This window comes from Streptomyces sp. TLI_185 (assembly GCF_003814765.1).
Classification (GTDB): domain Bacteria; phylum Actinomycetota; class Actinomycetes; order Streptomycetales; family Streptomycetaceae; genus Streptomyces.
The window spans coordinates 122,090-148,382 of the sequence record NZ_RKRB01000001.1; the positions used below are offsets into that span (position 1 = coordinate 122,090).

21 protein-coding genes are annotated in these 26,293 nt (G+C 69.6%); 6 read left to right on the forward strand and 15 right to left on the reverse strand.

Annotated features, from left to right (window positions below; genetic code table 11):
* The 7 genes from EDD92_RS00495 to EDD92_RS00525 form a co-directional block, all read right to left on the reverse strand.
* The gene (locus EDD92_RS00495) at nucleotides 1-969 is read right to left on the reverse strand and encodes an alpha/beta fold hydrolase (protein WP_123962345.1); all 969 of its coding nucleotides are present in this window, start codon (nucleotides 967-969) and stop codon (nucleotides 1-3) included.
* Nucleotides 970-1,247: 278 nt separating this feature from the next.
* Complete coding sequence (locus EDD92_RS49675; protein ID WP_399181416.1) at nucleotides 1,248-1,508, reverse strand: DUF6207 family protein; 261 nt, start codon at nucleotides 1,506-1,508, stop codon at nucleotides 1,248-1,250.
* A 311-nt stretch (nucleotides 1,509-1,819) separates the two neighbouring features.
* On the reverse strand, nucleotides 1,820-2,500 hold the full coding sequence (locus EDD92_RS00505) for an HNH endonuclease family protein (protein WP_260326248.1): 681 nt from the start codon (nucleotides 2,498-2,500) through the stop codon (nucleotides 1,820-1,822).
* Between the two features lie 211 nt (nucleotides 2,501-2,711).
* Nucleotides 2,712-4,181 carry a UvrD-helicase domain-containing protein gene (locus EDD92_RS00510; protein ID WP_123962347.1) on the reverse strand — a complete coding sequence of 490 codons (1,470 nt, stop codon included), beginning with the start codon at nucleotides 4,179-4,181 and terminating at the stop codon, nucleotides 2,712-2,714.
* Entirely contained in the window at nucleotides 4,178-4,654 is a 477-nt protein-coding gene (locus EDD92_RS00515; RefSeq protein ID WP_123962348.1) for a hypothetical protein, read from the reverse strand. Before EDD92_RS00515 ends, EDD92_RS00510 begins: the two co-directional genes overlap by 4 nt.
* Nucleotides 4,624-5,523: a DUF6083 domain-containing protein gene (locus tag EDD92_RS00520; protein ID WP_123962349.1), complete on the reverse strand. Its 900-nt coding sequence runs from the start codon at nucleotides 5,521-5,523 to the stop codon at nucleotides 4,624-4,626. The genes EDD92_RS00515 and EDD92_RS00520 overlap by 31 nt, the downstream gene beginning before the upstream one ends.
* Nucleotides 5,524-5,693: 170 nt before the next feature.
* Nucleotides 5,694-5,957 carry a helix-turn-helix transcriptional regulator gene (locus EDD92_RS00525; protein WP_123962350.1) on the reverse strand — a complete coding sequence of 88 codons (264 nt, stop codon included), beginning with the start codon at nucleotides 5,955-5,957 and terminating at the stop codon, nucleotides 5,694-5,696.
* A gap of 178 nt (nucleotides 5,958-6,135) precedes the next feature.
* Between EDD92_RS00525 and EDD92_RS00530 the strand changes: the two genes are divergently transcribed.
* A complete protein-coding gene (locus tag EDD92_RS00530) occupies nucleotides 6,136-7,167 on the forward strand; it encodes a hypothetical protein (RefSeq protein ID WP_123962351.1) in 1,032 nt (343 codons plus the stop codon).
* 206 nt (nucleotides 7,168-7,373) lie between these two features.
* Nucleotides 7,374-8,000, forward strand: coding sequence for a hypothetical protein (locus EDD92_RS00535; protein WP_185123880.1), 627 nt, complete (start codon nucleotides 7,374-7,376; stop codon nucleotides 7,998-8,000).
* A gap of 49 nt (nucleotides 8,001-8,049) precedes the next feature.
* Here the strand turns inward: EDD92_RS00535 and EDD92_RS52295 are convergent, their stop codons facing one another.
* Both EDD92_RS52295 and EDD92_RS52300 read right to left on the reverse strand, forming a co-directional pair.
* Entirely contained in the window at nucleotides 8,050-8,367 is a 318-nt protein-coding gene (locus tag EDD92_RS52295) for a transposase (RefSeq protein ID WP_399181423.1), read from the reverse strand.
* The gene (locus EDD92_RS52300) at nucleotides 8,255-8,905 is read right to left on the reverse strand and encodes a transposase (RefSeq protein WP_399181426.1); all 651 of its coding nucleotides are present in this window, start codon (nucleotides 8,903-8,905) and stop codon (nucleotides 8,255-8,257) included. The genes EDD92_RS52295 and EDD92_RS52300 overlap by 113 nt, the downstream gene beginning before the upstream one ends.
* Nucleotides 8,906-9,436: 531 nt before the next feature.
* Here EDD92_RS52300 and EDD92_RS00545 point away from each other — a divergent pair.
* Nucleotides 9,437-10,306 (forward strand): helix-turn-helix transcriptional regulator, encoded by an 870-nt coding sequence (locus EDD92_RS00545; RefSeq protein WP_260326249.1) that lies wholly within the window; start codon nucleotides 9,437-9,439, stop codon nucleotides 10,304-10,306.
* Between the two features lie 674 nt (nucleotides 10,307-10,980).
* Nucleotides 10,981-11,208: a hypothetical protein gene (locus EDD92_RS00550; protein ID WP_123962355.1), complete on the forward strand. Its 228-nt coding sequence runs from the start codon at nucleotides 10,981-10,983 to the stop codon at nucleotides 11,206-11,208.
* Between the two features lie 26 nt (nucleotides 11,209-11,234).
* Here the strand turns inward: EDD92_RS00550 and EDD92_RS00555 are convergent, their stop codons facing one another.
* Nucleotides 11,235-11,453, reverse strand: a complete 219-nt coding sequence (locus tag EDD92_RS00555; protein ID WP_123962356.1) for a DUF397 domain-containing protein — start codon at nucleotides 11,451-11,453, stop codon at nucleotides 11,235-11,237.
* Between the two features lie 875 nt (nucleotides 11,454-12,328).
* Between EDD92_RS00555 and EDD92_RS00565 the strand changes: the two genes are divergently transcribed.
* Entirely contained in the window at nucleotides 12,329-13,090 is a 762-nt protein-coding gene (locus EDD92_RS00565) for a Dyp-type peroxidase (protein WP_123962357.1), read from the forward strand.
* Nucleotides 13,091-13,222: 132 nt separating this feature from the next.
* Here EDD92_RS00565 and EDD92_RS50690 read toward each other — a convergent pair whose 3' ends face one another.
* From EDD92_RS50690 to EDD92_RS00580, 4 genes are all read right to left on the reverse strand, one after another.
* Nucleotides 13,223-13,771 carry a type I-E CRISPR-associated protein Cse1/CasA gene (locus tag EDD92_RS50690; RefSeq protein ID WP_260326250.1) on the reverse strand — a complete coding sequence of 183 codons (549 nt, stop codon included), beginning with the start codon at nucleotides 13,769-13,771 and terminating at the stop codon, nucleotides 13,223-13,225.
* 566 nt (nucleotides 13,772-14,337) lie between these two features.
* Nucleotides 14,338-15,165, reverse strand: coding sequence for a hypothetical protein (locus tag EDD92_RS50695; protein WP_260326251.1), 828 nt, complete (start codon nucleotides 15,163-15,165; stop codon nucleotides 14,338-14,340).
* The gene (locus EDD92_RS00575) at nucleotides 15,162-17,186 is read right to left on the reverse strand and encodes a CRISPR-associated endonuclease Cas3'' (RefSeq protein ID WP_260326252.1); all 2,025 of its coding nucleotides are present in this window, start codon (nucleotides 17,184-17,186) and stop codon (nucleotides 15,162-15,164) included. Before EDD92_RS00575 ends, EDD92_RS50695 begins: the two co-directional genes overlap by 4 nt.
* A gap of 1,195 nt (nucleotides 17,187-18,381) precedes the next feature.
* Complete coding sequence (locus tag EDD92_RS00580) at nucleotides 18,382-21,669, reverse strand: restriction endonuclease (RefSeq protein ID WP_260326253.1); 3,288 nt, start codon at nucleotides 21,667-21,669, stop codon at nucleotides 18,382-18,384.
* Nucleotides 21,670-21,918: 249 nt separating this feature from the next.
* On the opposite strand from EDD92_RS00580, the gene EDD92_RS00585 reads away from it, so the two are divergent.
* Nucleotides 21,919-23,205, forward strand: coding sequence for a bacterial transcriptional activator domain-containing protein (locus EDD92_RS00585; RefSeq protein ID WP_311736747.1), 1,287 nt, complete (start codon nucleotides 21,919-21,921; stop codon nucleotides 23,203-23,205).
* A 277-nt stretch (nucleotides 23,206-23,482) separates the two neighbouring features.
* Here EDD92_RS00585 and EDD92_RS00590 read toward each other — a convergent pair whose 3' ends face one another.
* Nucleotides 23,483-26,236 carry an AAA family ATPase gene (locus EDD92_RS00590; protein ID WP_123962358.1) on the reverse strand — a complete coding sequence of 918 codons (2,754 nt, stop codon included), beginning with the start codon at nucleotides 26,234-26,236 and terminating at the stop codon, nucleotides 23,483-23,485.
* Between the last annotated feature and the right edge of the window lie 57 nt (nucleotides 26,237-26,293).

Here is a 26,293-nt window from a genome sequence, read left to right on the forward strand (position 1 = left end):
TCATGCAGATGGCCTCTCCGCGGCGAGGCGCATGGCTTCCATGACTGGGCCGGCCACGCTCGCCTGCGCCAGGTATTTGGTGGCCGTGTGGACCCAGATGCCATCGGAGTCCACCCGGTCGCTTACAGGCAGGCAGCCGACGGTGTTGGGCAGCACATCCCGCTCCAGCCACGGGCGTGGAGCGATGATGTCGTCTCGGTCCCAGTAGTTGAGCCAGCGCCCCACGCAGTTCGGGGTGGCAGGCGGCTGAGGCCGCAGCCGGGGGCGTACCACCGTACGCATGCCGATCGGTGATCCCACGGTCACCAGCAGCGGTACCGGGCCCCGATGCTGGTGCAGAGCTTCCAGGGCGACGACGCTGCCCAGAGAGTGCGCGATGACGACGGTCGGCCGGTCCTCGTCCAGAAAGCCGAGGATCCGGTCGCAAACGCGCTCGTCGAGCATGCGCCCGTCGTCGTCGGGTTCTCCTCTGGCCAGATAACGGGTCACCTGGGCAAGATGGCCTGCCATGATCCGGCCGCTGGCCCACTGGCCCCCGCGGCGGATTCCGGGCAGGGCCAGCAGGGTGGTGCAGACGTTCACCAGGCGCCGTACAAGCTCTCCACTGCCTTGAGCCTGCCGGGTGGCTGTCAGCTCCGCGCTCGCGTGCTGCAGCACGCGCCGCTCATCTTCGCCCGGGCAAGCCAGCAGCTGGGTGTCGATCACTTCCTCCAGCAATTGCCGGAGCACTTTGTCCTCGCCTGCCGCATCGGGTGGCGCAGTGCCGCCTTGAGCGTGCGGGCGTATGAACAGGTCCCCGTAGTAGGCGAAAGCCGTGTCGGTGAAGCTGTTTTGCCCCAGCGCCGAGCCCTCGGACGAATGGCCCGCTTTACGGGCTCCGACGGCCAAGGCTTCGAGCCAAGAGGCGCGCTCCGTCTCGGAATCACGCGCACCGCCGATGCCATGAATAAATACCAAGGCCGGTCTCACGCCCCGGTCCCCCTCCCCCGCCTGCATCCCGCCACTCCTGTGCACGAGACCAACGGCGCGGCATACAAGGCCAGTCAACGCAATCCGCGTGCTCGGAGAAAAGTCGAGAATAGCAAGCGGAGCCCGTTGCGCGGGCCATGCCGTGCAAGGTCGGCTGCCGGATCAGCACAGCACCCCGCCCGCCGATGCTCGACGAAACCCCTTCGGACAGCACTCGTGACCAGACGGGACGCGGGCGGGCGCCCTCCAGCTCTTCGGCCGGCGGCACCACTACCCGGCTATGCGCCAAGTGGCTGGCGCAGGTCCAGGTAGCAACGCAGCCGTACGCCGGGCTGGCCGGGATCGTGCGTCACTTGGTCTGCTGTCGCCGTCGCCCACTGTGCGGCGAGAGCCGTCTGGAGGGCGAGCGCCGTTGCAGCGTCCGCGGCCGCGACTTCGACGACGGCCAACCCAGGCTCCTGCACATGCACTTCATTGATCGGGTTCATATACGGCACCACGCCAGGGCAGGAGGCAGAGTTCCGCTGCACCAGCACCATCACTCGACCGAGTAACCGCTCCCCCGTTTCAGGCCCTGCGCCAGGGCAGCTCAACAGCAGCGTGCCGCAGTTCACATGCCCGGCGTCATCGACAGGGGAACAGGGAACGGCAGTTCGCCGTTCTTCTGTACGTGGCTGCGGAGGGGACAATATCCCCGGGCCTCACCTTCCGCCCATGGGAACGATCGTCCGGCTGAAACCCCATGGAACATCCCGCCGAGAGGCGACCGCCCTCCGCCCGCCACCGCCCACGGCCCCGGCTGGTCTCCCCCGTCCAGCCGGGGCCTTCTGCTACGCGTTACTCGCGCCTGTTATCGGGCGAGCGTCACAGTGACCGGCTCGTTGAGGCAGCCGCTGAGCACGTCCGCGAGCGAGGCCTGTTCTGCGGCATCGACGCTCAAGCCCCAACGGGTCTTGTCGGCCACCCAGTTGGTGGCGTACTTGCAGGCGTAGTCGGCCGAGGGCGGCATCCAGGTGCTGGGGTCCTGGTCTGCCTTGGAGCGGTTGGAGGCAGCGGAGACGGCGATCAGGGCACGTGGGTCGTCGAGGTCGTTGGCGTATGCCTCACGCTCCTTTGCCGTCCAGGCCGACGCTCCGCTGTCCCACGCCTCGGCGAGCGGCACGAGGTGGTCGACATCGAGCTGGCGGGCGTTGTCGAGATACTGGTCGTCGTACGCGGAGTACCAGCGCCCGCCCGTCAGGGCGCACTTCGGGCCCTGCTCGGGAGCGGTGACCGCTTCGGCGAGCAGCACCTCGGCGCGGGTGTTGCAGCCGTCGCGGTCGGCGTCGATCCAGTGCCGGAATTTGCTGCGCTCGTACCCGGCCCGGTTCTCCTCCTCGACTGGCAGCGCCTGCAGGGCGTCTCGGACGGGCAGGGTCACCGTCTCGCCGGGCGTGGCCGAACCGGCGTGGGCTGGGCCGGCGGGGGCGAGCAGCATGGTCAGTGCGCTGAGCACGGTGGCCGCCGTGGCGAGGGTGGGGGCGTGTCGCAAGACGTGTCCCTTCGAGGATCACCGAGTGTCTGTGATCTTCGTAGTGGGTCCGGCTGCGGCTCGCCCGGGGCTCGTTGGCTGCTTCACCCGCGGGGGCGGTAAGTCACACCGCGTTCACCGATGGCGTTGGTCCTGGACCTGTCTCCTCTCCGCGGTCCTGTGTAGGGAGGGCACGCATTCCGTGTGGTGTGCGGCGTTGACGGAGTTTGTTCTAGCCGGGCGGGGTGCCGTCGGGGTGGTCGTGGATCCAGGACAGGCCGCCCAGGTCGAGGCGTTGGCGGGTGCGGGTGACAGCTACGTAGGCCAGGCGGGCTTCGGCGTCGTCAATCGGGTCGGGTGACGTCGCGGTGTCTGTCTGCTCGTCAGGAGTCTCATCCTCGGGGCGGGCGAAGTCGTCGGCGATGAGCACGCGGGGCCATTCGCGGCCTTTCGCCTTGTGGGCGGTGGAGACGGTGACCTGGGCGTGCGGCTCGGGGGCGAGGTGGGAGACGGCGACGAGGATGGCTTCGGTGCCGTGGGTGTCGACGAGGTGGACCAGGGGTTGCAGGTCGCGGCCGGCCGGGTCGTGGGCGGCGTAGTCCTGCAGGTCGCCCCAGCTGGGGAAGAGGATGAGTTCGGGGTGGTGGGTGCGGCGGCCTTCTTTCAGGTCGCGGGCTGCGAGGGCCAGGGCCTGCAGGCTGTCTCCTCCCCCTGCCAGGGCGACCCGGTATCCGGCGGCCATGAGGGTCATGACCTGGGCCATGGCGCCGACGTTGGTGCGGCACAGGACGGCGTCCGGGTGGGTGACGGGGCCGAGTTCGGTGGGCACGCTGGGGGTGCCGGTGAGGCGGATGGGGGCGTCGGCGAGGTGGAGCCAGCGGTTGGCTTCCGCGGCGAGGTCGGGGCCGAAGCGGAAGGACTGGGACAGGGCCAGTGGGGTGCCGTCGAAGTCGGTCATGACGTCTTTGGCGCCGCGCCAGTGGTAGATGGCCTGGGCGGAGTCGCCGACCATGACGAGCTGGGCGTGATCGCGCTGGTTGAGGAAGATCTGTTCGACGACGGGGTTGGTGTCCTGGGCCTCGTCCAGGAGCAGGAAGTCGGCCTGGATGCGTGGCTGGGTGAGGGCCCAGATTTTCAGGTAGTGGTCGTGGTCGAAGCGAACGCAGCCGTCGTCGGGGTGTTGCAGGTCGGCCCAGGCTCTGCGGGCGAAGGGCACGATGTGGGTGGCGAGTTGGGCGTGGAGGTCGGTGTCTTCCAGGCCGCGTAGGTGGGGTACGTGGTGGCGGGTGATGGCCTCGTCGGCGGTGTGGCAGAAGCGGGTGACGGTGCGCAGGGTGGCGTTGGAGAGGGCCTTTTGTGTCACCTCGCGTTCTCCGATGTGGAGGGCTTTGGTGATGCCGAGGGCTTGTCCGGTCTGCCAGGCGGGGCGGCGGGGTGCGCCCAGGCGGCGGGTGTAGTGGTGGCCGACGGCCGCATAGGCCAGGGCGTGGGCGGTTTTGCACTGGACGGTGCTGGGGAAGCGGGCGCGTGCGTCCTGGGCGATGGCCCGGTTGTAGGCAAGGTAGCGGCCGCGACGCTGGGTGGCGTGGGCGAGGAAGGCGAGGGTGGTGGTCTTCCCGGTGCCCGCCCCAGCCTGCAGGGCGAGGTGATCGCCGGCGTGGAAGGCGTCGGCGGCTGCCGTCTGTTCGTCGGTCGGGTTCATGGCGTGGGCCTCTCGGGGAGACGGGTGAGCGCGTGCCCGACGGCAGCCAGCAGGTAAGCAGGGGTGGTGTGGGCCAGCAGGTGGCGCACCGCGCGGTCAAGGCGGCCTGTCTCCTGCTCGGCATGCTCGGCCAGGGCCCGGCGCAGGGCCAGTTCCAGGAAGCGCTCGGGGGTCTGGCGGGCGCGACGGGCGTCGGCCGTCAGGACAGCGTGCACGGCGGGCGGGAAGGCAACGTTGAGCAGCACGCTGTGGTCGGCGTCCGGGTAGTGGGTGGTGATCACGTCGATGAGCAGCCGGGTGCCGAGGCGGTGGCGCAGCCGGTGGGCGGCGCGCTGCGGTGTCTTGGCGGCGACGAGGGCCATCAGGCGGGTGGCGTCGTGGTTGGCGGCGAGCGGCATCACGCGGGTGGCGCGGTGCAGGGCCGCCGGGGGCAGGGGGCGGGTCAGTGTGATTTCCAGGGCGTGGTGCGGCACTGGTCATCCCCTTCGGTGCGGGCGGGGCGGGGAGGGTGGGGCAGGCGGGTGTGGATGTGTGCCGCGTGCAGGAGGGGGTCGAAGGGTTCCCAGCAGGCCAGGGCGAGGTCGGCTGCGCCGGGTGCGGTGGCGTGTGCCGGGCAGCGCTGGGTGCGCCAGCGCAGCTGTTCGCCGTAGGAGAGGTGGCCCAGGTCGTAGACGGCCATCAGGGCATCGGGCAGGGTGAGTTGGCCGTGCTGGGCGGTGGCGGGCAGCAGTTTCCACATCCCGGCCGGGCCGGCGGGGGCGAGGACGGGGTGGGGGCAGCGGTGGCGGTGGCGGGTCTGGGCGACGCAGCGCAGGTCCTCGAGCCGCTGCTGGGCGAGGTAGCGGCACAGCAGCAGCTGGACGACGGGACGGTCGGGTCCCCCGGCCTGGGGAGCGTCGGGCTGCGGGATGGCAGGCGGGGCGGGAGTGAGGGTCCCGGTGTCGATCAGGCGGCGGGCGCGGACCGCGAGTTGGCGGCGGATCGCCTCGATGCGGGGGCTGGGCTGGCAGGTGGGGGTGCGATGGGGGCAGAGCACGGCATGCGGGATGCGGCACCAGGCGCTGTTGTCACCGTGTGGGTAGGCGATGCCGCCGCTGAGGTGCCAGCGGCAGGATTCGGGGACGTCGGTGACGGCCAGTTCGGCGGGGTGCAGGGCGATGGGCCGCTGGTCGGGGCGCTGGTAGAGGTCGATGCGGCTGCCGCAGTGGCGGCAGCGGCCGGTTTGGCTGGCGCGCAGCAGGCGGCTGGGGCTGGTGGTGGTCACCCGGAGCGGGCGGGGGCGGTGGGGGGCGCGGGGGCTGCCGTCCCAGTGGCGGCCGTCGGGGGCGGGCGTGGGGCACATGGCCCGGACCGTGCCAGGCGACACGCAGGCGTGAGCAACGTGTCGAGGGTTTGTCCCACGACTGACCCAACGAGTCCGCACACATGAGCGTTATTGCGGATGACTGTTCTATGCCGGATTGCCTGATCGGGTGATTCGTGACGTGGTGCGCACCGGGACGGATTGAGGGTTCAGGAAGCGGCCGTGCCGGGCGGGGTGTGGTCGTCGCACAGGGTGCCCAGGAAGTGCTCGATGGGCACGTCGAAGGTGTGGGCGAGGGTGTGCCAGGTGGTGATGCTGCCGGTGGTGCGGCCGTGTTCGAGGTCGATGAGGGTGCGCCGGGCCAGACCGCTGCGGTCGGCGAGTTCATCGAAGGTCCAGCCGCGTTCGCCTCGCAGGCGCGCCAGCGTCACGCGCAGCGCGGTGAGGTCGGGTTCGGGCGGCAAGATCGTCACCCGACCATCCGACGGTGCAGACCCCTGCCCTGTCAGTGCGGGTTTCTGCACTTTCGCCCGAGGCGGGAGCGGGGGCGATATTCGCGGTGCGGGAATCTGCACTACGGTGCGTCCGTCTCGGGGGCCTGTCACGGTGAACCCCCGCCACGGCACGGACAGACGGGAGGACAACCAGCCGATGAGGCTTGCCGGCGCGCATGCCGCAGTGCGGCGCATCTGGACCGTGGAGCTGCGTCCGCAGGCGGGCGGCCCCACACTGGTCTGCCCCTCGTGTACCGCCCGCACCTCTCCTCTCCAGGCGTCCTCCGCACGGTCGGCTGTCCTGGCGCATCTGGCCTGCCATGCCCGCGCGGACGCGCTTCCGGTGTATCTGCGCAGCTGTCAGTGCCGGTTGCAGGGCTGTTCCTGGCATCCGCGTCATCGCGGCTGTGCCGGGCAGGTGCTGCTGGCCCTGACCCGTGACCGCAGCGGCCGCACCTGGCGGCTGGCCGACGCGTGCGCGGCCTGCGCGGCGGCGACCAGCCATACCGCCGTGGTGCCGGACACCCTGCTCATCCCTCGCCGACTGGCCGCCGCGGCCCCGGTCCGGCCGCGGGTGCACGGCGATGAGCCGCAACGGGTACGGGAGATGCTCACCTACCTCGCCTCCGCACTCGGCTGCGTCACGTCTCCCGCCGCCCGGCTGTTGGCCCTGCAATGCGCCCTGCGCGCCGACACACACTGCTGCGTCCGGCTGCCGGCCGGCCTGCTGCGCAGCATGCGTCTGTACCGGCGCGCCGAGGTGTGGCAGGAGCTGGCGCAGGACGGCTGGCTCGAACTGCCCGACCCCCGGGCCGCATTCCTGCAGGTGCGGCTGCTCGATGGCGCGGTGTTGGACCAGGCCCCTGGCCGCAGCGCCCGCCGGCGGGCCGCCCACTGGGCCCTCAAGCCCGCCCCGCTCATCGTTCCGGCGGCGTCAAAACCTGCAGACCGCCTGATCGCCCTGGTCCTGGCCGCCCACACCACTGCGGCCGGCCCCGCAGCCGACATGGCCGTCGTAGCCCGCCTGTGCGGACACTCCCCCCAGCAGACCGAAGTGTTGCTCGACCGACTGGTGGCCGGCCGCACCCTGTCAGCCTGGCACCACCAGCGGGACACCGACGAGGTGCACTGGAAGCCAGCTCCCCCTCACCGGCCCGCCTTTGGCCCCGCAGACACCTCTGCGCACTGACCGCCGCCGTGTTCGGCCTGCTGCCTCTCAGCCATTCGGCGGAGAAGAATGCAGGTGGCTTCCGTACGATCGCTGTGACATAACTGTGCGGCAGTAACTGCCACTGGTCACACGGCACCAGGCGGAAGAGCACACGCGTTGTATTTCGCATACGCCACGAGCATCGTGTTCGCTGGCCCGCAGCGCCCGGAAGGGGTGTGAGCAGCATGGCCGAAACCACTGCCGAAACCACCGAGTTGACCTCGCAGTACAGCGCGCAGGTGTCAGGCGACCTTGAACGCAATCTCAAGGAGCAAGAACGCCTCAGCGGCGAAATCGAAGCACTTCAGGCACAGTTGGCTGCCCTTCAGCATGACCACACCGTCCTGGTGAACATCCAGCAGGCCCTCGGCATCCCGGCGGCACCCGCAGCGCCGACAGCCGAACCCGTCGCGACGGTGCCTGCTGCCCGCAAGAAGGCAGCGAAGGCATCGGGCGCGGCCACGCAGACGAAGGACAAGAAGCCCGCCACCGCGGACCGGAAGCGGGCCAGTCAGAAGACCGCTGCCAAGACACCGGCCACGGCTTCAGCCTCACCCACGCTCGTCGACCTCGTCCGCGAACACCTGGCGGGCCTGAGCGAACCCCGCTCCGCCGCCGAAATCACCGCCGCACTGGGACAGCAGCACCCCGAGCGCACCATCAAGACGACCGTGGTGCGCACGACGATCGAAGGGCTTGTGGCCAGGAATCAGGCCCAGCGCACCAAGCAAGGCAACTCCGTGTTCTACACCGCCCCCGATGCAGCCGAGACGGCCGCACCCTCCGAGCAGCCCCCGCAGCAGTCCGCCTGACAACACCCCGAGGGCCAACACCCCGTTCACCCCCACCTCTTGCGATCCTTCAGCAGGGAACACCTCCCTCTGGCGGGGCCCCGCGCGAGCACCCGCGGCACTCGTCTGCGGGTGAGGAGGCATGTCCTGTCATTTTGCGCGCCTCCCACCGACGACCGGCGCCGTCCGTGACCTGGTGTGTTGCCGGGACACCGACCGTGTAGCCCAGGTTCAACGCACGGATGTCCCGGCGCAGTTCACGCCCGCAGTACACCTCATCGGCGGCGAACCGGCGGGCCCGTATCCCAGCCGCGAGCGCCCCGGTGACCATCGCTGCCGCCTGCTGCGGTTTGGTTGCGAACTCGACCTCTTCGGGCACCCCGGCCACCGTGCGGCGCTCCTCGTCCGCCGCCCAGTCCGCCGGGAGATGCCCAGTCCGCCGGGAGATACAGGGCCCGGTCGATGACCACGCGGGTGGTGGCGGTGGCCGCCGCGAGGTGGACGGCCACCTGGCACAGACCCACGCCGCCAAGCGCGCCGGAGTACTGGCGGCCGGCCCCCACACAGTCAGTGGAGGACTTCGCGTCCCCGGTCTCGTCCACCACCAGCACCGCGTCGTGCCCGGCGAGTTCACCGATCACCAGGCGGGCGATCTCCTCGCGTGCCTGCTCGTGATCGAAACGGGCGCGGGAGAGCAGGTGTTGCAGCCGATGCGGGCCCGGATGTCCGAGTGCCTCGGCCAGCGTCCAGCAGTTGCGGGTGTCCAGCTCCAGCAGCAGCCCGGCCGTCAACTCGGCAGCCGTGCGGCGGGCTTCACGTCGTACGAAGCAGTCCGCGACCGACTCCATCGCTGCCCCGAACACCCGGCCCCATGCCTGCTCGGCTATCGTGGCCTCCACGGCCACCGTCTCTTGATACGTCGTCACAAACGTTCATGATCACGGTGGCCGTACCCGTGCCCGCACCCACCCCTGACCAGCAGCGACGCCGGAACTAAAGCTGCCGTGTCCAAGCCGCGTGCAAACGCGCCAATGCCCAAGACCTCCATGCGTATGCGCTGTTTGGTATCGGCCGGGCGTGGATCACCGTGGGCGACAGGGGACGGGCCGCCGCTCATCTCACGAGTGTGGAAATACCACAGGTCGATGCCGCTCAGAAGACGAGATTTCGGACGACTTTTTCCTCCAATGATCGCGTTGGGTGACATGTGCGAGCCGGATGCAGACCTGCTGTGCTCGCCGCCTTCCGATTCTGGCCGCATCTGGTCACTGCTTCTGGGGCGCCAGGGGCGCAGGAAGTGGTGCGTTGGGGATGGGAACCGGCATAAAGACGGCTGGCTTTATGCGCTCTCCTGGTCCGTGGTTTTCCAGTTGGTGATGCGACAATCAGCGGTGTAGCAGATTGGGGGACGCATGGCGACGCCGAGCAGAGGGGGCCCTGCCATACAGCGCCTGCAATTGCGCACGGAGCTGCGAAAGGCCCGGAATGCGGCCGGTCTGACGCAGCGGGAGGTGGCGCAGGAGATGGAGTGGTCACCGAGCAAGCTGCTGCGTATCGAGGCAGGCGAAGTCGGCATTTCGGCCAATGATCTGCGTTCCCTGATGAGGCTGTACGGCATTACCGACGGCGGGGTGGTCGAGCGGCTTCTGGGTCTGGCGCGCGGCAGCAGGAAGATGCCTTTTGTCGAGTACCGTGACATATACGGCCAGGAGTTCTTGGATTTTCTGGCATTGGAATCATCCGCGTCCGTGACGCGGAGTTTTCAACCCCTGGCTCTTCCGGGCCTGCTGCAGACCGAGGAGTACGCCTCGGAGGTCATCCGTGCCTTTACCCCGGAGCGGTTCTCGGAGCAGCAGCAACAGCGCATGCTCGAGGGGCGCATGTTGCGACAGGACTCCCTGGAGCGTGATGACGCGGAGTTCTATTTCGTCCTGGATGAGGCGGTGCTGCGCAGACAGGTGGGTGGTCCGGGCGTGATGCGAGCCCAGCTGCGCCGGCTGGCCGAGCTCGCGGCGCACCCGCGGCGCCAGATCATGATCCTGCCGTTCAGCTGCGGCATCCTTGCCTCCCAGGGGCCTTTCACCCTGTTCGAGTTCGACGAGGGCATGCAGCCCTTCGTGTACCGGGAGAACCTTCACGGAACCGCCAGCGTCAGCACGGCGACCGAGGACTTCGTCAAGTTTCTCGAACTGTTTTGGGAGCTGGAGGAGCAGGCCATCAAGGGCGATCGGATCCCCCAGATCCTGCTGAGGATTGCCGACCACATCGAAGCGGAGCCGCACGACTTGAGAATTCCACCTGCGGACGATGTGGCCGATATCGCCTGAAATGCCCCCAGTCTGCTGCTTCCGCCTCCCGGCCGCCGAAAGAGGCACATCGCGAGGTCGGTGGAGCGCGGCATCGAATTTCCGAGGCAGAGGACAGCAGCCCGCGGCGTGAGGTGTGCAGGGCTACTGCAGGCCGGGGCGGAAAGGGAGGAGCGTTCGACCGCCGCCTGCCGGGGCATGCGGGGGCGCACGGAGGCACGAGCAGGTCGCACCGACGAATGACCGGTCCACATGACTGTGGCTCCGCACAGGCGAAGCCACAGCGGGGCATTCCCGCTGCAACGGGATACGCCCCCTGCTGATCGCCCGGGCCACCGGAGATCAGCGTATGAGACACGGTCGCGCACCACGGCCGGGTTGGCAATCGTTCCTGGTGATACGGGCGACGACCTCAGCGGTGCAATCCACGTGTAGGTAGGTGTGCTCGCCCCGGCGTCCCGATAAACCACCAATCTGCTACCTAGCGTGTGGCGGGATCGCAATCGGCAGCGCCCCTAAATGATGTAGCGGTTTCTCGGTCCCCGCTGCGGAATACCCTATTCCGCAATGAGGGCAGCATCATTCCTAATGAATGATCAAGTAGCGATAAGGGCATTTGCCTTGCAGGCAGTCGTCGTCTGCAAGCGGCGGCAATTCGCAAACCCAAGTCCCGGGCCACCGTCTGGAGTACAGCTATGTCCGACCATGATCCCTCCTCGCAACTTCGCCGGGAGGAACCACGACACGTTCCCGCTCTGCCCCGCGTCAACGCCGTGGCCGCCACCATCGTGGCGATCACCTCACTGGGCGCGGCTGTGATCATCCTGATCCTGGTCCCCGACGACTCCGGGAAGGCCGCAGCGGGGGCTATCGCCACCGCAGGACTGGCCCTGGCCGGTCGACTTGGGACCCCGTCCCGGTAGCCAGCCGCGCCTGCGCCTGAGGCGGATTACCCATCGCCATCGCTCGGGCGCAGGCCCCCGGCCGCAGGGCAGGCCGACGCGGCGGCAAAGGCGCGCCAGGAATGCACGCCGAACACCAGCGTGCCGAATGCGGCTTCCTTCGAATCACGCACCAGGACATCGCGTCCGGTCCACGCGACCTCCACGCACTGATTGCCCGCAATGTCGCTAAAGGATGACTTCCGCCACGACCACGAGTGATTCATCACGCCCGACTCTCTCAGTCACCGCACGGCTCAGCGCGACAGCAATCCGCACTGAAAGTGAAAGGCCGATTTGTCGGCCTTGGGTGATTTTGAGTCTACTATCTGGATCACCAGTCCCATGACCATCGGCACCTTAGCCACCATGGGACCGTCGCCACCGAACACGCAGGCACCACACGACACGCACGAACTCCAAAGACGCAACGCACCGCAGGCGTGACAGTAACGGCCTCTGTCCCCCCACGCCCCGGACTTCATCAAAAAACCGCCCCTCCGCAGCGAACCGCACCCCCCGGCATGCGTCGCCCTCAGCGCACAACCAGGCGATCCCATCCCCTGATCGACCGCGTCGCGACAACAAACGCCCCTCGACCAGTTCCCCTGCAGCGGCGGATCCCAGACACCGCTGACTTCGGGATATCGCTGTCCGCGCCCAGGGCTTTGAACAGGTCATCGACCAAGCGGGGCGGAACACCGTGCATGCGTGCTGCCCTCACCACAGCGAACAGGGCTCGGCCATCGGCACGCACCGCTTACCGGCCCTGGTAGCCGCAGACCGAGAGGTGTGCGGCCTTCCCGCGGCGATCACCGGCCCGATCAGCGCCCACGCCCATCTGACAGGTCGGTCTGCAGGGCTTGCGCTCGCTCACGTGTTCAGCCCAGCACGCCCGAGCCCGCCGAATCTCATTCACGACGAGTTCCGAGACGATCAGCTCCCCGGCGTCCACGTACTTCCTGCAGGTCCCAGACGGCCACGCGGTCTGCACCAGGGCCCGCGCCTCTTCCGCGACCCGGGGGACGCAATTGCGCTCCGGATCGTGGCGGAGCGCCCCCAGAACGCCCCAGAGCGGCGCCGGGCTGATGTCGCGTTGGTCATGAGCGGCCTTCGTTGGTCCGGGCCGCCTCCCCCGTCCAGGTCGCCGCCGCCGACCACGTCCTGCAGCGGGACCCCTTCGGCTCCGACGAGCACTTCGAGCGGTGCGGTGCGGGAGGCGGCCGAGCGGACCATGCGCACGCTGCCGCAATGGCGACTCCGCTGGCGCCTCGACGGCGTGCGCCCGGAAAACCACACGGAAGACGGCAGGGGGCTGGCTCGTAACCCATTCCACTTCACCGAGGGATACGGAAACCCCGCCACACCCGCCGACGTCACCGAACGCGCGGTGATCACCACCGATCAGGAAGAGCCGGCCTGGGCGGTCGGGGGCAGCTACCAGGTGATACGCATCATCCGGCTGGCCACCGGGTTCTGGGATCGCGACACCATCCACGAGCAGGAGCGCATCGTCGGGCGCCGCCGGGACGGTCGCTGGCTGGACGGCACCCCCAGCACCGAGCAGCCGGTGTTCGCCACCGACCCACACGGCAAGACCACACCCCTCGATGCCCACGTCCGCAGGGCAGCCCCCGACCGGCGCCATCCCTCGCCCCTGGTCAGGCGCGGCTACAACTACCGCCACGGCCCCGACGACCAGGGCCTGATCTTCTCCTGCTTCCAACGCAACCTGGCCCAAGGCTTCGAGGCCGTCCAGCACCGGCTGCAGGGTGAGGCCATGGCCAAGTACACCCTCACCGTCGGAGGCGGCTACTTCTTCGTTCCCCCACCCGGCGACGGCTGGCTCGACGCGCTGGTCTGACGACCACTCAGGCATCGCATGGGGGTTCTGGCGAGACGCCCTCTTGTCGGGCCCTGGCGTGCGGTTCACCATCTGTTACGGCACGTGATTGAAGGATGACCGTTCGGGGCAAGGGGGGAACGGGTGGATCTGTTATGGGCGTTGGAGCCTGCCACGGCGGCGAAACACCGACTCTACCGGCGGTACTACGACGCATGGTGGCCGATCATGCTGCAGCCGCGCCCGTGGGTCCTGCAGGAACGGCCGCTCGGGGTGGAACAGGTCCCAGATGTAGCGGTCGAAGTAGTCGTGGACGGCGCCCGGATCGAACCCCTGGGGGTTCGTCAGCAAGTCACGGCGGCGTCGTGCCCATTGTCGTGCGGTCATCCGCCCGTCCGCCTGCGCATCCAGGCCACTCACCCGTGCCGCCATCGCAACGAGCAGACGCAGCGCGGCGGATGCCGCCGGCGGCAGGGGCAGCGCCAGGTCCTTGATGAGGTGGGCGTGCAGCAGCACATCCCGCCATCCCAGGTATTCCTGGCGCCCGTTCAGGAACAGGACGGGAATGCAGGGCTCTTGGTCGGTCGCATAGTGCGGGGCAGGCACACGGGCTCCATTGCCGGGTGTGAAGAAAGAGGGGATTTCTGGAAAGAATTGCCTGCCGAAATCAGGACCCGCCTGGGTCGCGATGCGCGGGTGCATGCAACGGACCAAGGGAAGGAGGCGGGCCGCGCGGTTGCGGGCCGGGTCAGGCCGCAGCTGGCGAGCGGCAGGTGCCGCACGGGAACACCAAGGGTGCGGTGCACGCAGCGCGGCAGGCGCGAGAGACCGGACTCGAACGTTCGTCCGGCTTCGCAATTCCATATTAGCCACAGCCCGGCAGCTTCCCGAACCATGTCGTTGACCCTGCAATTACCGGCCAGTTTCCCTTTTTGACCGAGCGTCATTTCCCGGATACGGAGCGGCCCTATTCGCGTTTCTGCCCCGGCGTCCCCCTTATTTCCGCTGCCGCCCGGACGGAGGCAGCCGGACCGCCTCGAGAACACGGGGTACGACGCGCCCCGTCTCCCGGGGGTAGGACCTGCCCGAGCGGCTGCCGGGGTGGGTGAAGGGGGCCGGACTCGCGAGGTGACGCACCAGGCGGACGCCGGCGCGACCGTGCTCTCTGGGTCGTCACACAAGCCCGGCGCGGTCTGCGATCAGCAGCCACAGCGCCTTGAAAGGCTCAGGGTAAGGGCGGCTGCCGCAGGCATGCGGGCGCCGACGGCTCAGGCCTCGGTGTGGACCAGCCCCAATGTGGCGTCGAGGCGAAGGCTGTGACGTCCGAAACGCACCGGCTGTGCCGGGTCTTCGGCATCCTGCGGCAGCAGGACGAGGTCGGCGAGGAGGGCGTGCGTACGCCAGGAGTCGGGGACCTGGTTGCGGCCACCGCGGTCGGCAACCCAGGCGGCGGGCACCGGCAGGGTGTGCTGGAGGATCGTGCGGGTCTGTGCAGTGGTCGGCTTGCAGTGCTGGGGCAGCGGATGGGTGCCGGCTGCGTCCAAGGTGAGGCGGCCGCCGGGGGTGCGGTAGACGGGCAGGAGGCGGCGGGGCATGGCCCCCAGGCGGGTGGCGGCCTGGCTGGCGGGCAGGTTCTGGCGGTGCAGGTCGGACAGCGACAGGGTGTCGTGGCAGCCCGGGATGGTGTGCATTGCGCTGTGGTGTTCCTCGGCGCGTTGCCGGGCCTGGTGGAGGGTGTGGCTGCGCTGCAGGGCGGCATCGGCCTGGGTGAGATCGTCGGCGTGGCCGTGCACGCTCTCCACCATGTGCTGCACGTCGTCGGGCAGGGTGAGCGGGCCATCGGGCCGGTGGGCGAGATAGGCGGCGGTGGCTCGCGGCAGGAACGGGGAGTCCAGACCGCGCCAGGCGGGCGGCAGCACGAGGCGGCCGCAGTGGTCGGTGGGCTGAAGGACGCTCAGGCGGGGGTGGTCCTGCTGGCGCATCCAGTCGGGCCGCTTGATGTGGTCGAAGCGCCACAGGCGGCCCAGGCGTTGCAGGAGGGTGTGCAGGGCGGCCAGGTCGCTGACCATGAGGTCGACGTCGATGTCGAGACTCATGTCGAGCAAGCTGGTCGTGACGACCACCAGGCGCTGGGGCGCTCGCCGGTGCGGGACAGGGCGGTGCGGACGCTGCGGGTAAGGGCCTCCCCCTCGTGGCCGGGCAGGCGGGCGTGCAGCAGGAGCAGTTGGCCGCCGGGGCCGCCGTCCGGCCAGTCCAGGGCCGTGTGCAGGTGCGCGTAGGTGGTCTGGGCGTCGGCCACGGTGGCGCAGTAGACGGCCGCGCAGCCGCCGGATGTGGCGACGGGTGCGATCTCCTGGGTGATGCGCTGAAGGCGCGTTTCCCGGGCGGGGGCGTCCTCGGGATCGGTGCAGGAGGAGTGGCGCACCGGGTGAAGGCGGATGTCCGCGCGGCGGCGGTTGCGGGCGGCGTGGGCGACGGCCGCGGCAGGGGCGATGCGGGTCAGGGAGGCGTCCGAAGCTGCGGCGTACAGCCAGCCGGGATAGGGAGGATGGCAGTCCAGGTGGGCGGTTTCGGGGTGCGGGTGGCCGGCCCCGTCGAGGTAGCTGCGGACCAGGTCGCTGCCCACCTGCCCGGGCAGGGTCGCGGACAGCAGCACTACGGGGCAGCCCAGAGCGCCCAGCCAGTGCAGCAGTCGCCCGAGCATCTGCCGCATGAACGGGGGCAGGGCGTGGACCTCGTCGACGATGACGGTCCGCCCGGAGATGGCCAGCATGCGCAGGGCGCTGAAGCGGACCGGCAGCGCGGCCATGAGGGCCTGGTCGTGGGTGGCGACGGTGAACTGGGCCAGCAGCGCTCTGTCCCAGCCGCGCAGCCAGCCGTCTGGCACCGTTACCCGTTCCTCCGGCCGCTCCCCCGTCGGTGGGTCGGCGTCGTCTTCGCCGGGCCAGAAGGCGTCGCTGGTCGACGGCTCGTGGGCGGCGAGGTGGTGGTCGGTGTAGGCGGTGTTGAGGTAGCTGTGGCTGTGGACCAGGGAGACCGGGGCGTGCTCGGGCCGGTGGGCGGCCACGTAGGCCTCGAGGACGTCGTAGGCGGCGTTGGTGGTGGCCATGGTCGGCAGCAGCCACAGAATGCCGGCCGTGTCACCGCCCGCGTTGAAGATCCGGGCAGCCTCGAGGGCGGTGATGGTCTTGCCGCCGCCGGTGGCATCGGTGACCACCAGTATCCCGGGCCCCTTCTTCCCCACCACCGGGGCGAGTTGCTCCATCACCGAGGCCTGCAGGTCGTTCGGGGCGGCCAGGCCGCCGTGAACATGGGTGAAGGGTGTGTGCGGCAGGGTGGTGCGGATCAGACCGGACTGCTCGAGCAGGCCGGGGGCATCCCGGACGGCCTGCGCGTAGTGCTCGCCGGCACCGAAGGCCGGCGCCTGCGCCTTGGGCAGCCAGTAATGGCGCTGACTGGCCAGCCGGTCCGCGATGATGCCGACTCCGGTGATCAGCACGGCCGCCGTCACCGACACATCAGTAGGCACCACGGTGGCGCCGGTCAGGTGGCGCACCAGCGCGAAGTAGCGGCGGCGCAAGTCCTGCCAAGCCGGCCCGCCCAGCGTGAGGTTGACTCGGGAGGCCTTGGCCGCGCCGTCGATGTCGACCTGGAGGAACCGGCCGTGATGCCCGCCCAGGATCTGCGCCACCAGCACCCCGGGACTGTCGGAGGCGTCCACCGGGTAACCGGCCTCCGCCAGCAGCTGCAGCACACTGTGCATGGACGCCCGCTCGTGCGGCATACGCCGCCAGCTGGTGGTGTCCGCCTGGAGGCTGTCGCTGACCCGGGCCCAGGGATGCGCCTCCTGCTCCTGGAACGCGGACAACTTGCCCAGATCGTGCAGCCCGGCGATGAACATCACCAAACAGCGCGCCTCCGCAGGCGTCACCCCCAGCCCGGCAGCAATCAAACAGCGCTGGCCACGGGTTAGATACCGGTCCCAGACCACACCGGCGACCGCCGCGACATCCAGCAGATGAAACAGCAGCGGATACACCGCAAGCTGCCCGCGGTCGAACTTCCCCCACGGCGTCAGATCGATCCCGCCGAACCGGACATCCTCCCGCACTCCCACCAGCTGCTCCCGCCGCGCTCCAACTCCCCCTGTCAACAGGGCTGTTAGCGCTCATCCTGCCGTATGCCGATCATCCTTTTGCCGTGGACGCCGAACGAGTGCGCAAGGATGTAGAAGCCCGTGGGAGTCCGCTCGGCTTACCCCGAACCAGGTTTAGTGCCTTTTCATGTTCCCCACGGGCCTGAGGGTCTGTCGTGGCGGCGCAGGTTGGACAGTCTGACAGGCTCGGCCTTCCAGGGGGCCAGGCTGCTCACTCGACTACAGAACGATCCCAATGCCGCCTAACGACCGGGACGTTCAAGCTCAACCACCACGATCCCCTCCGACACACGGACCTCACCTCACAGCCAACCATGTAAAGTAAGCAAAAATAGCCCGCCGATCTTCAATACCTCCAGGCCAGGAAGTACCTTCCCCGCACGCGCGGGGGTCGTTCCCCCACGGTGACGACCTCGACTTCGCTTGCCCAACCTTCCCCGTGCACGCGGGGGTCGTTCCAAGACGAGGCGACCGAGGAGTTGCTCCTCAGCACCTTCCCCGCACGCGCGGGGGTTTGTCCGGCGAGCTCAGGGTGAGCCACCCCGAGCAGGGGTCTTCCCCGCACACGCGGGGGTTTGTCCCTGGGACGCCCTGCACCGCGACCATCAGATCCGTCTTCCCCGCGCACGTGGGGTCTGTCCTCTGGGGAGTGTCGGGGCAGTTGGAAGGGGAGGTCTTCCCCACACGCGTGGGGTCGCCCACCCCCCGGTGTCGCACCTGAGCCTTGATCTACATGTGCGGGTCTCTACCACCCGTCCGCCAAGCTCCCAGCGCACCGATTGCCGACACACCGATGCCTTCGCCACCCCGGGGTGGCTGTCCCGAGAGAAACCGTGACGGGCAAGAAGCCCTTCCTGCAGGTGCCGTTGCTCACTGCTTCGTCCCCTTGACCACCGAACCCCCGCTGACGTCCAAGGCCTTCCCACCGGCAGCGCGCCACAGCCCGGAAGTGATCGACCGTATCCAGCCCTAGTTTGGGAGCCAGTTCCGGCCAGGACGGAGTGGGTGTCCCAGCCCAGCACGACACTCGGCATCCTGGACTGGTTCAGGCCGGATGCTCCGCCCACAGGCCTGGCCCGCCTGCAACGCGGCGTTGGCTCCGGTCGAGACTGAGCCCGCGGCGTCGGTCAGTGCTGCGGGCCGGGGGCCGCGGTCTTCACCTGCCCGGCGGGCGTGCTGCCCTGCGGACGCCGAAGTGAGGGTCTTTGCCGAGGCGGTCCAGAAGCCTGTCGGTCTCCTCGCAAGAGCCGGGGTCTACACCTGCGGCTGCTTCGGCCAGGGTCCGTCGTACGCGGACGTCAGTGTCCGCGGCCAGGAGCTGTGCCGTGTCGGCGTGCTGGCTCGGGCGCCGTACGCTCAAGACCGCGCTCAACTGTCGTACGACGGGGTGCGGGTGGTCTGCGAGGGGGCGTGGGTCCACATTCTGCGTGATCTGCGGTGGGAGGCGGTTGAGTGCCAGGGCCGCCTGTGCCACGTCTGCGGGTTCCTCACTGCGCAGCATGTCCAGCGCTTGGTCGCGGACCCAGCTCTGCTCCGCGGGTGTCGTGGCTGAGGCTGCGGCCAGGCGCAGTCCGGGGCCACGGAGCGAGGCGGTTCCCAGGTTGATCCTGAGTGTGCTCAGCGGGTGCGGGGTGCCGGTGAACTCGTCGAGCCGGCTTCCGTCCAGGTCACCCGACACGAAGGGCTGACTGGCGCGGAACGCGGTGCGCCGGATGGCCGGTTCCTGGTCGAGGACGAGGTTGCAGGCTCCGTGCAGAGCATCGTCGCGGTTGTTCGCTGTCTCCCTCTGATCGCCTGCCACGGCGAGGAGTTTGTCCAGGCAGGCCTTCCGGTCGTCCGTCGGCAGATGGCTGGCCATAAACGAGTCGGGAACCATGCTGCTGTCCAGATCCGTGCTGGAAGGATGCGGTTCAGGCCGCTGGAGGACGCGGTCCCGGGCTGCTTCGGCGCGTTCGCGCACGGCCGGATGGCCCGGGTTGACGGTCGCCTGGATCACGTCGGACAGATAGTGGCCGCGCTCGGCCAGTTTGTCGGCCCGCGCCCTCAGGGCACTCAAATCCGCCTCACCCAAAGGGCTGTGGCGAGGGGAGTCGTCCGGTCCCTGTCCCGTACTGGCGGGCGAGGCGCCCAGAAGGCGCTGCGCCTGGTCGCCGGTCAGGGCGCGCAGCGCTTCGTCGCAGTTGACGTCAGCAAGGTCGAAGAGTCTGGTCAGGGCGGGTACGGCGAGTGCGGGATGAGTGTCGGCGATGGCGAGGCAGGCCATTGTGTGGGCTTGGTCGGTGTGGCTGTATTGGGACGGTCCGCGGGGGACGTCGGGAGCAAGCAGGTCCAGGAGCGCAACGGCCTGTTCGTGCGTGCTCCGCGGTGCGAGCGCGCACGCGGTTTTCGCTGCCTGGATGGTGAGCTGCCGAGTGGGCGATTCGACGAGCTCGCCGTTCCTGCCCCGGGCTGCCAGGTCCAGCATCTCGCCGAGCAGGGCTTGCGCCGCTACGTCGTCGGCGAGGTCGGCCTGTTCTGCAGCCAGGACGGCGCGGGCCCTTTGAACCCACCAGGGCTGTTCTCCGGCGGCAGCGGCGGGGAGCAGGCGGCTGCCCGCGCTCCGGGCGAGCTGTTTGAGCTTCTCGTCCTTGCCCGCGCGCTGGTAGCAGACGGCGGCTGAGTCGGGCTCGTTGTTGTCGCGGTAGAGGTCGCCCAAAAGCGTCACGGCTTCGTCTTCATCGGCCCAACTGCCCGTGACCACGCTGTCCGTCAGCCAGCGGCGTGCCGCCTGAACTGCCTCGGAGGGCCGGTTGGTCACCACAGCGGACAGGGTACGGGTCTTGGGGTCGCGTACACGGTCCAGCAGACGGTCCGTGCCTGTGGTGGGCAGGGACTGCGCCAGGCGGTGTTCGTCATCGATCTCGATCGTCCAGGGTCCGTAGCGGACGTTGACCACGCGGATGGCGTAGAGCCAGTCGGCGGCCTCCTCTGCGAGCCCGGCCAGGATGCCGTGGTGGACGGCGTCTCTCCAGCCCTCCAGGGCTTCTTCCGCTCGGCCTTCGAGGGCGCACCGTCGCGCTTCGCGTGCACTGATGAGTGCGACGTGCCGGCCCGGGAGCCGGTGTTGCCGTGCCTCGCGCAGCAGGCTTTGCCGTTCTGTCCTGTCGTATTCGGCTCTGAGCAGGCGCAGGCGGATGGCCGTGTCCCGGTCCTGGTGCAGTGACGGTTGCTCTTCGGCCTGCGCGAGGCCTGCTGTGATGAGGCCGTCGAGGTCCTCGAGGGTGTGTGGCTGCGTCGCAAGGGTGTACTCGGCGAGCATGAGTACCAGGAGGGGCTGGTAGGGGGCGGGTTCGGCCGTGCCGTTCGCCAGCGCAGCCTGCAGCCGGCCCAGGGTCAAGGGGTGGGCCGCGTCCTGGATAGCGGCGGTGATCAAAGCGGCGTGCCGTGCGGTGGCCGCCGCACGCGGAGTGTTGGCGGTTGCTGCCTCGCGGGCGAGTTCATCGAGCACGTGGGACAGGATCTGTGCTTGGTGGCTGTCTCCCTGGTGAAGGGCTGTTGCCGCGAGTTCGGCCGCCAAGTCCGCCCCGTCGTCGAACATTTCGGCTGCTTCGAGGGCCTCAAGCTGTTTCCGGCGCAGGACAGTGGCGTGACTTCGGTATCCGGCATCGTGCAGGCGGGTGGCCAGCGTTCCGTAGAGGCCAGCCGATTCCGCTGGCGCATCGGCGCGTTTGCTGTCCGCGTCCCGCAAGATCGGCTTCACGTCGTCGGTGTTGAGAGGGCCGACCAGGATGCGCTCCGCCAGAACCTGCCGGTCTGGTGGTGGCGCTGGCACGCCAGGCGGAGGGGATGCGGTGCAGAAGTCGGCCGCCGTCTCGCGCGTCCAGAACTGGGCGACGATGTCAGCGTAGTAGCGGAGATGTTCGTTGATCTGTACGGACCCCCACAGGTCCAGTTCCAGGTCTGGGTGCTCGCACTGCAGCGCATGCAGCTCGTCGTTGAACTGTGTCGGCTCGGTGGAGGCAGAGGTCGCCACAATGAATCGGGTCGCGCCGAAAGGACGCCGTCCGCCGGTGAACTCTTCGACCGCGTCACGCAGGTTCTGAGTAGTGAACGAGGCATACTCCTTGCACTGGACGACGGTGTAGCTGCCGTCCGCGTCCCTGCCGGCCAGGTCGATCCCGTGCTGTTTCTGGCCCTGGACTCCGTAGCGCCGGAACTTCATGCCCCGCAGGCCCAGCATGCGGCGCGAGAGGGCCAGAACGAGCTTCTCGAAGCGGTCCCACCCGACGTGGAGATCCAGATCTTCCCCGTGCGGAACGCGTCCCGGCGAACCGGAAGACACCGGTGCGCGCAGATCCTCGTCAGCGTCACACGGCGTCCAGGCGTCGGCGGCCAGGCCGCTGTCCCCGTGATCTGCTTCGGACGGCGGCGGCGTCTCAGGGTCGGTGGGATTCGTCTGCGTCACCCCGCCATCATCACACCCAGCACCGACAATCACGTACGCCCGCCCAGCAAGACCCAGTCACAAAACTACAGGTCAGAGCAATATCCCTTTGGCTCTCTCATTGCAGTGCGCTGGGGATTCTCATGTGATGTCACCAGGACTTCTCAGTCGATGTCACCACTTTCAAGCTCTGGCCAGTAGCAACCAATGACACTCAGATAAGAATTGCCGGTGCCATCGAGATGAGAAGTCGCAGGCACCGACATCACCGTGCAGCGCCTGGAGCACGCTTCGTACCTTCAGATCACCACCGCGCTGCGGGCATCCGCGCACCCGGCCCACCCGGCCGAGGGCCCCTGGCAGGACGTTCCCGACGAACCCGACCACATACAGCAGCCCGAGCAGACCACGGCGGAGAAGCCGACCGCGTCCGCGACCACCACCGCCCCGAGCGTCTCGCCGGCGGCGACCTCCGACACGGGCAGCGGCGTGTTCCCGGCCCTGCTGACCGCCAGCGCCGATCCGTCCGAACTGCGCCTCCTGCCCACCGCCACGCCCGCACATCCGGCAGGTGACCATCCCGATCCGGGCAACCAGACAGCACCCCCTCCCCCACCCGCAGCTGCAGCTGCAGCTGAGATCAGGGAAGGCGCCGAAGCCCCGGAGACCGACGCCCACGAGGCCTCGCTCGAGGAACGCGACGCGCCAGAGGCTGAGTGCGAGGCGCATGACCTGCACGCGCCGGAGATCCGGGTGCTGGGACCGGTCGAGGTAGACCGCGTGGACAGCACCGGCCACGGCCCGCGAATGGCGCAGCTCGCCGCGCTGCTCTTCTTCCGACCCGGCCGCAGTGCAGACGTGCTGTGCTCCGACATGGATCCCGTCAGCCCCTGGTCTACCAGCACCCTCAACGCCCGCTTGCAGGGCCTGCGTCGCTCACTGGGCAACGATCCCGCCGGCAACCCCTATGTGCCGCGCCGCACATCCGGTGAAGACCCCTACCAACTCGCCCCCGGGGTGCGCTGCGACTGGAACCACTTCCTGCAACACGTCGAACTCGCTCTCCCGTTGGGTCCCTTAGGTCTGACCGATCTGGAGAAGGCGCTCGCCCTGGTGCGCGGCCGGCCGTTCGGGGGCAAGGCGCTGCCCTGGGCTGAGCCGTACCACCAGGAAATGGTCACGCGGATCATCGACGTCGCCCACACCGTGGCCACCTACCGCACACCCACAGGCCCGCACCACGACCTCAGCGCCGCCCGCCACGCCGTCGCGACCGCGCTCGACGTCGACGACACAGCGGAGCTCCTGTATCGGGACTGGCTCAGAATCGAGTATGCGGCTGGGAACCGGCAGGGACTGCACATGGCCATCTCCCGCGTCCAACAGGTCAACCGCGCCTTGGACTGTTCCCTTGAGATGGAGACCACGCAGCTCATCAACGAGCTCCTCAACGGCTCAGGCACGACGGTGCGCAATGTAGGGTCCGCGACTCGATGCGCAATGCCAGCTGAGGATGCGCAAATCCAGGATTCGGTGCGCAATGGTCGCGGCCTGTAGCTGTCGGTGTTGGTCTCTTGTGATCTTTCTGGGCTCGGGACCCTGGTTGCTCCGTACCGTCCAAGGTAGGGCGGTACGGAGCACGGGCAAGGCCCGTGAAGTACGCAGGGTGCCCACGGTTTCGATCCGGTACGAGGACGATTCTGTACGCGAAGTTCCGTTCGTTCAGCTCCGGTTGGCTGACCTCGCGAGCGGCCTCGCCGGGGCGGTTAACGTGACGGGCACCGGCTTCATCCCAGGTCGACCTGCTCCACTGAGCCGCTTGTGCCCGCACCGACTACCCGCCGAGCAAGTCGGCGAGTTGGGTGCGGGAGCCGATGCCGAGCTTGGGGAAGGCCCGGTAGAGGTGGTGCCCCACCGTGCGAGGGCTCAGTAGCAGTTGGGTGGCGATCTCCCGGTTGGTCGCGCCGGTCGCGGCGAGTCGCACGACCTCGCGCTCCTGCGGACTCAGCCTCGCGATAGGCGAGTCCGCGGCGAGGGCCGGGTCGTGGTGCTCGCCCGCCGCCCGCAGCTCGGTCCGGGCCCGCCGCGCCCACGGCTGCGCGCCCACCCGGTCGAAGCGCTCCAGCGCGGCGCGCAGCCGGTCGCGCGCGTCGAGCTTGCGGCGCTGTCGGCGCAGCCATTCGCCGTAGAGCAGTTCGGTGCGGGCTCGCTCGAAGGTGTCGTCGGCCGGATGCAGGTCGAGGGCGGCGAGGTAGTGTTCCTCGGCTCGGGGAGTCGGTGCGGTCAGGGCCGTGCAGCGGCGGGACTGCGCGCTGACCGCGGGCTGTCGGAGGGCGTCCGCGCAGGCCGCGAGAGCCTCCGCGGGGGCCTTCGCCCGCTCCGGGTGGCCGGCCCGCACGGCGGCCTCGACCAGGTCGGGCATCAGGTGGCGGGCCATCAGCGGGTGACCGGCCGAGTCCCGTGCCGCCTCCAGCCGCTCCAGTGCCCGCTGGGCCTGCCCGGAGCCGAGGTCGAGCAGGCCCAGCGCCCAGAGCGCGTCTGCAGTGGCCCGGCCGACGCCCCGTGGACGGGTGTACTCCAGGGCCCGGTCAACGAGTTGACGGGTGCGGTCCTCCTCACCGCGGGCGGCGGCCAGCACGGCGAGCAGGGCGCGCAGGTGGGCGACGCGGTGGTGAAGGTCATAGTAGTCGGCGAGCCGGAGCGCCTCGGCGGCATGCGCCAGGGCGTCGTGGCGCATGCCGAGCGCGAGTTCGACCTGGGCGAGCAGGTGCAGCGTGGTGGGCAGCCAGCCGCCGACGTCGCGGTCGCGGCAGTGCGCTACGGCGTCGGAGGCGACCTGGTGGGCAGTCGCGTGATCGGCGAGCAGGTGGCAGTAGTGCCCGGTCATCAGCTGGTCCATCAAGCCGACTTGGGCGCGGCGGCAGGCGGCCACCAACTCGCGCAGCGGCTGCTGCGCGCCATGTACTGTGTGGATGCCGGGGACAGTGGGCGCGCCCTTCGTGGCCGCCTGGCCGTCCTCGCTCGGGCCGGCCGCGGCGTCGGCGAACAGGTGCGCCGGCACCGCGAGGATCGGCAGGCCGGGCGAGCGGGCCGCGATCTCGGCGATCAGCGTCGCATCCCCTGCGGCGAACGCAGCGTGCAGCGCGTCTGTCAGCAGCACGGGGAGCTTGTCGGGGCACTGCGCTGCGGTCGCGTCCGCGCTCTCGACGAGGATCCGGGCGGCTCCCGCCGGGCTGCCGAAGCCGAGCTCGACCACGGCCCGCACGCGGGCGAAGTCCGCCTCCATGCCGGGGTCCTGCAGCGGCTGCGGCACCTGGTCGGCGAGGGCGTCGCAGCGCTCGTCCTGTCCGGCCTCACTTGCCCGCTGCGCCGCGCCGATCATGCGCCTCGCCCGCAGCGCCGGGTCCCAGGTGAGCTGTGCGGCCCGCTCGTAGGCGGCGGATGCCGACGCCATCGCCTGCCGGCTGCCGGCCCACTCGGCGACGCTTTCCAGTTCCGCAGCCACGAGTTCGTCGGGTCCGGTTGCCGCTGCGGCCAGGTGCCAGGCCCGGCGGTGCGCGTGCCCGGCGCCGTCCAGCGTGTGCGCCAACGCCCGGTGCGCCGCGATCCGCTCCCCGAGCGGCGCGTGCCGGTAAGCGGCGAACCGGACCAGAGGATGCCGGAAGCGAAGCCCCGCACCGGTGACGTCCAGCAGTCCGGCCCGCTCGGCGGGCGCCAGATCCTCGACCGACGCCCCGAGCCGGGCGGCCGCCGCCAGCACCGTGTCCAGGTCTCCGGTGTCGTCCGCGGCTGCCACCACAAGGATCCGGCGGGTGGCCTCGGGTAGCCGGTGGATCCGCTCAGCGAGCGCTTCCTGCAGCCGGCTCGGCAGAGCCGACGGGTCCTCCGGCATGGTCAGCGGCCCCAGCTGGCCGGAGCGCTGTGCCGGGGTGAGCGCTGCGGACAGCTCCCGCAGCGCCAGCGGATTGCCTTGCGCCTGGTCGGTGATCCGCTCGGCGACGTGGGGCGCGAGCCCGGGCAGCAGCGCCGCGGCCGCCGTCCGGTCGATGCCGGTGAGGTGCAGCCGGGGCAGCGCCCGCGTCGTGCTTCCGGGCGAGTCGCCGCGGGCGGCGAAGAGCATCGCGACGCCCTCGGCGCGCAGCCTGCGGGCGGCGAACGTCAGCGCGTCGGCGGATGGCTGGTCGAGCCACTGCAGGTCGTCGACCAGGCAGAGCAGGGGTGTGTCGGCGGCGGCCTCGGCGAGGACGGACAGCGCGGCGAGGGCGACGGTCAGCCGGTCCTGCACCGGCGCGTCGACGAGGCCGAAGACGGAGCGAAGCGCCTGGGCCTGCGGGACGGGCAGCCGGTCGAGCATGTGCAGGACGGGCAGGAAGAGCTGGTGCAGCCCGCTGAAGCCCAGCTCCATCTCGGACTCGATACCCTCCACGCGCAGCACCCGCAGGCCCTCCGCGCGGGCGGCGGCGTGCTCGAGGAGCGCGGTCTTGCCGATGCCCGCCTCGCCGTGCAGCAGCAGGACGCCGCTCTCACCGCACCGGGCGTCGGCGAGCAGCAGCTCGATCCGCCGCAGCTCCTCGTCGCGTCCCTGCATCCGCGCGCCCCCCGGATCCGCCGGCCCGGCCGCCCACGGGCCTCGTTGATCATCACT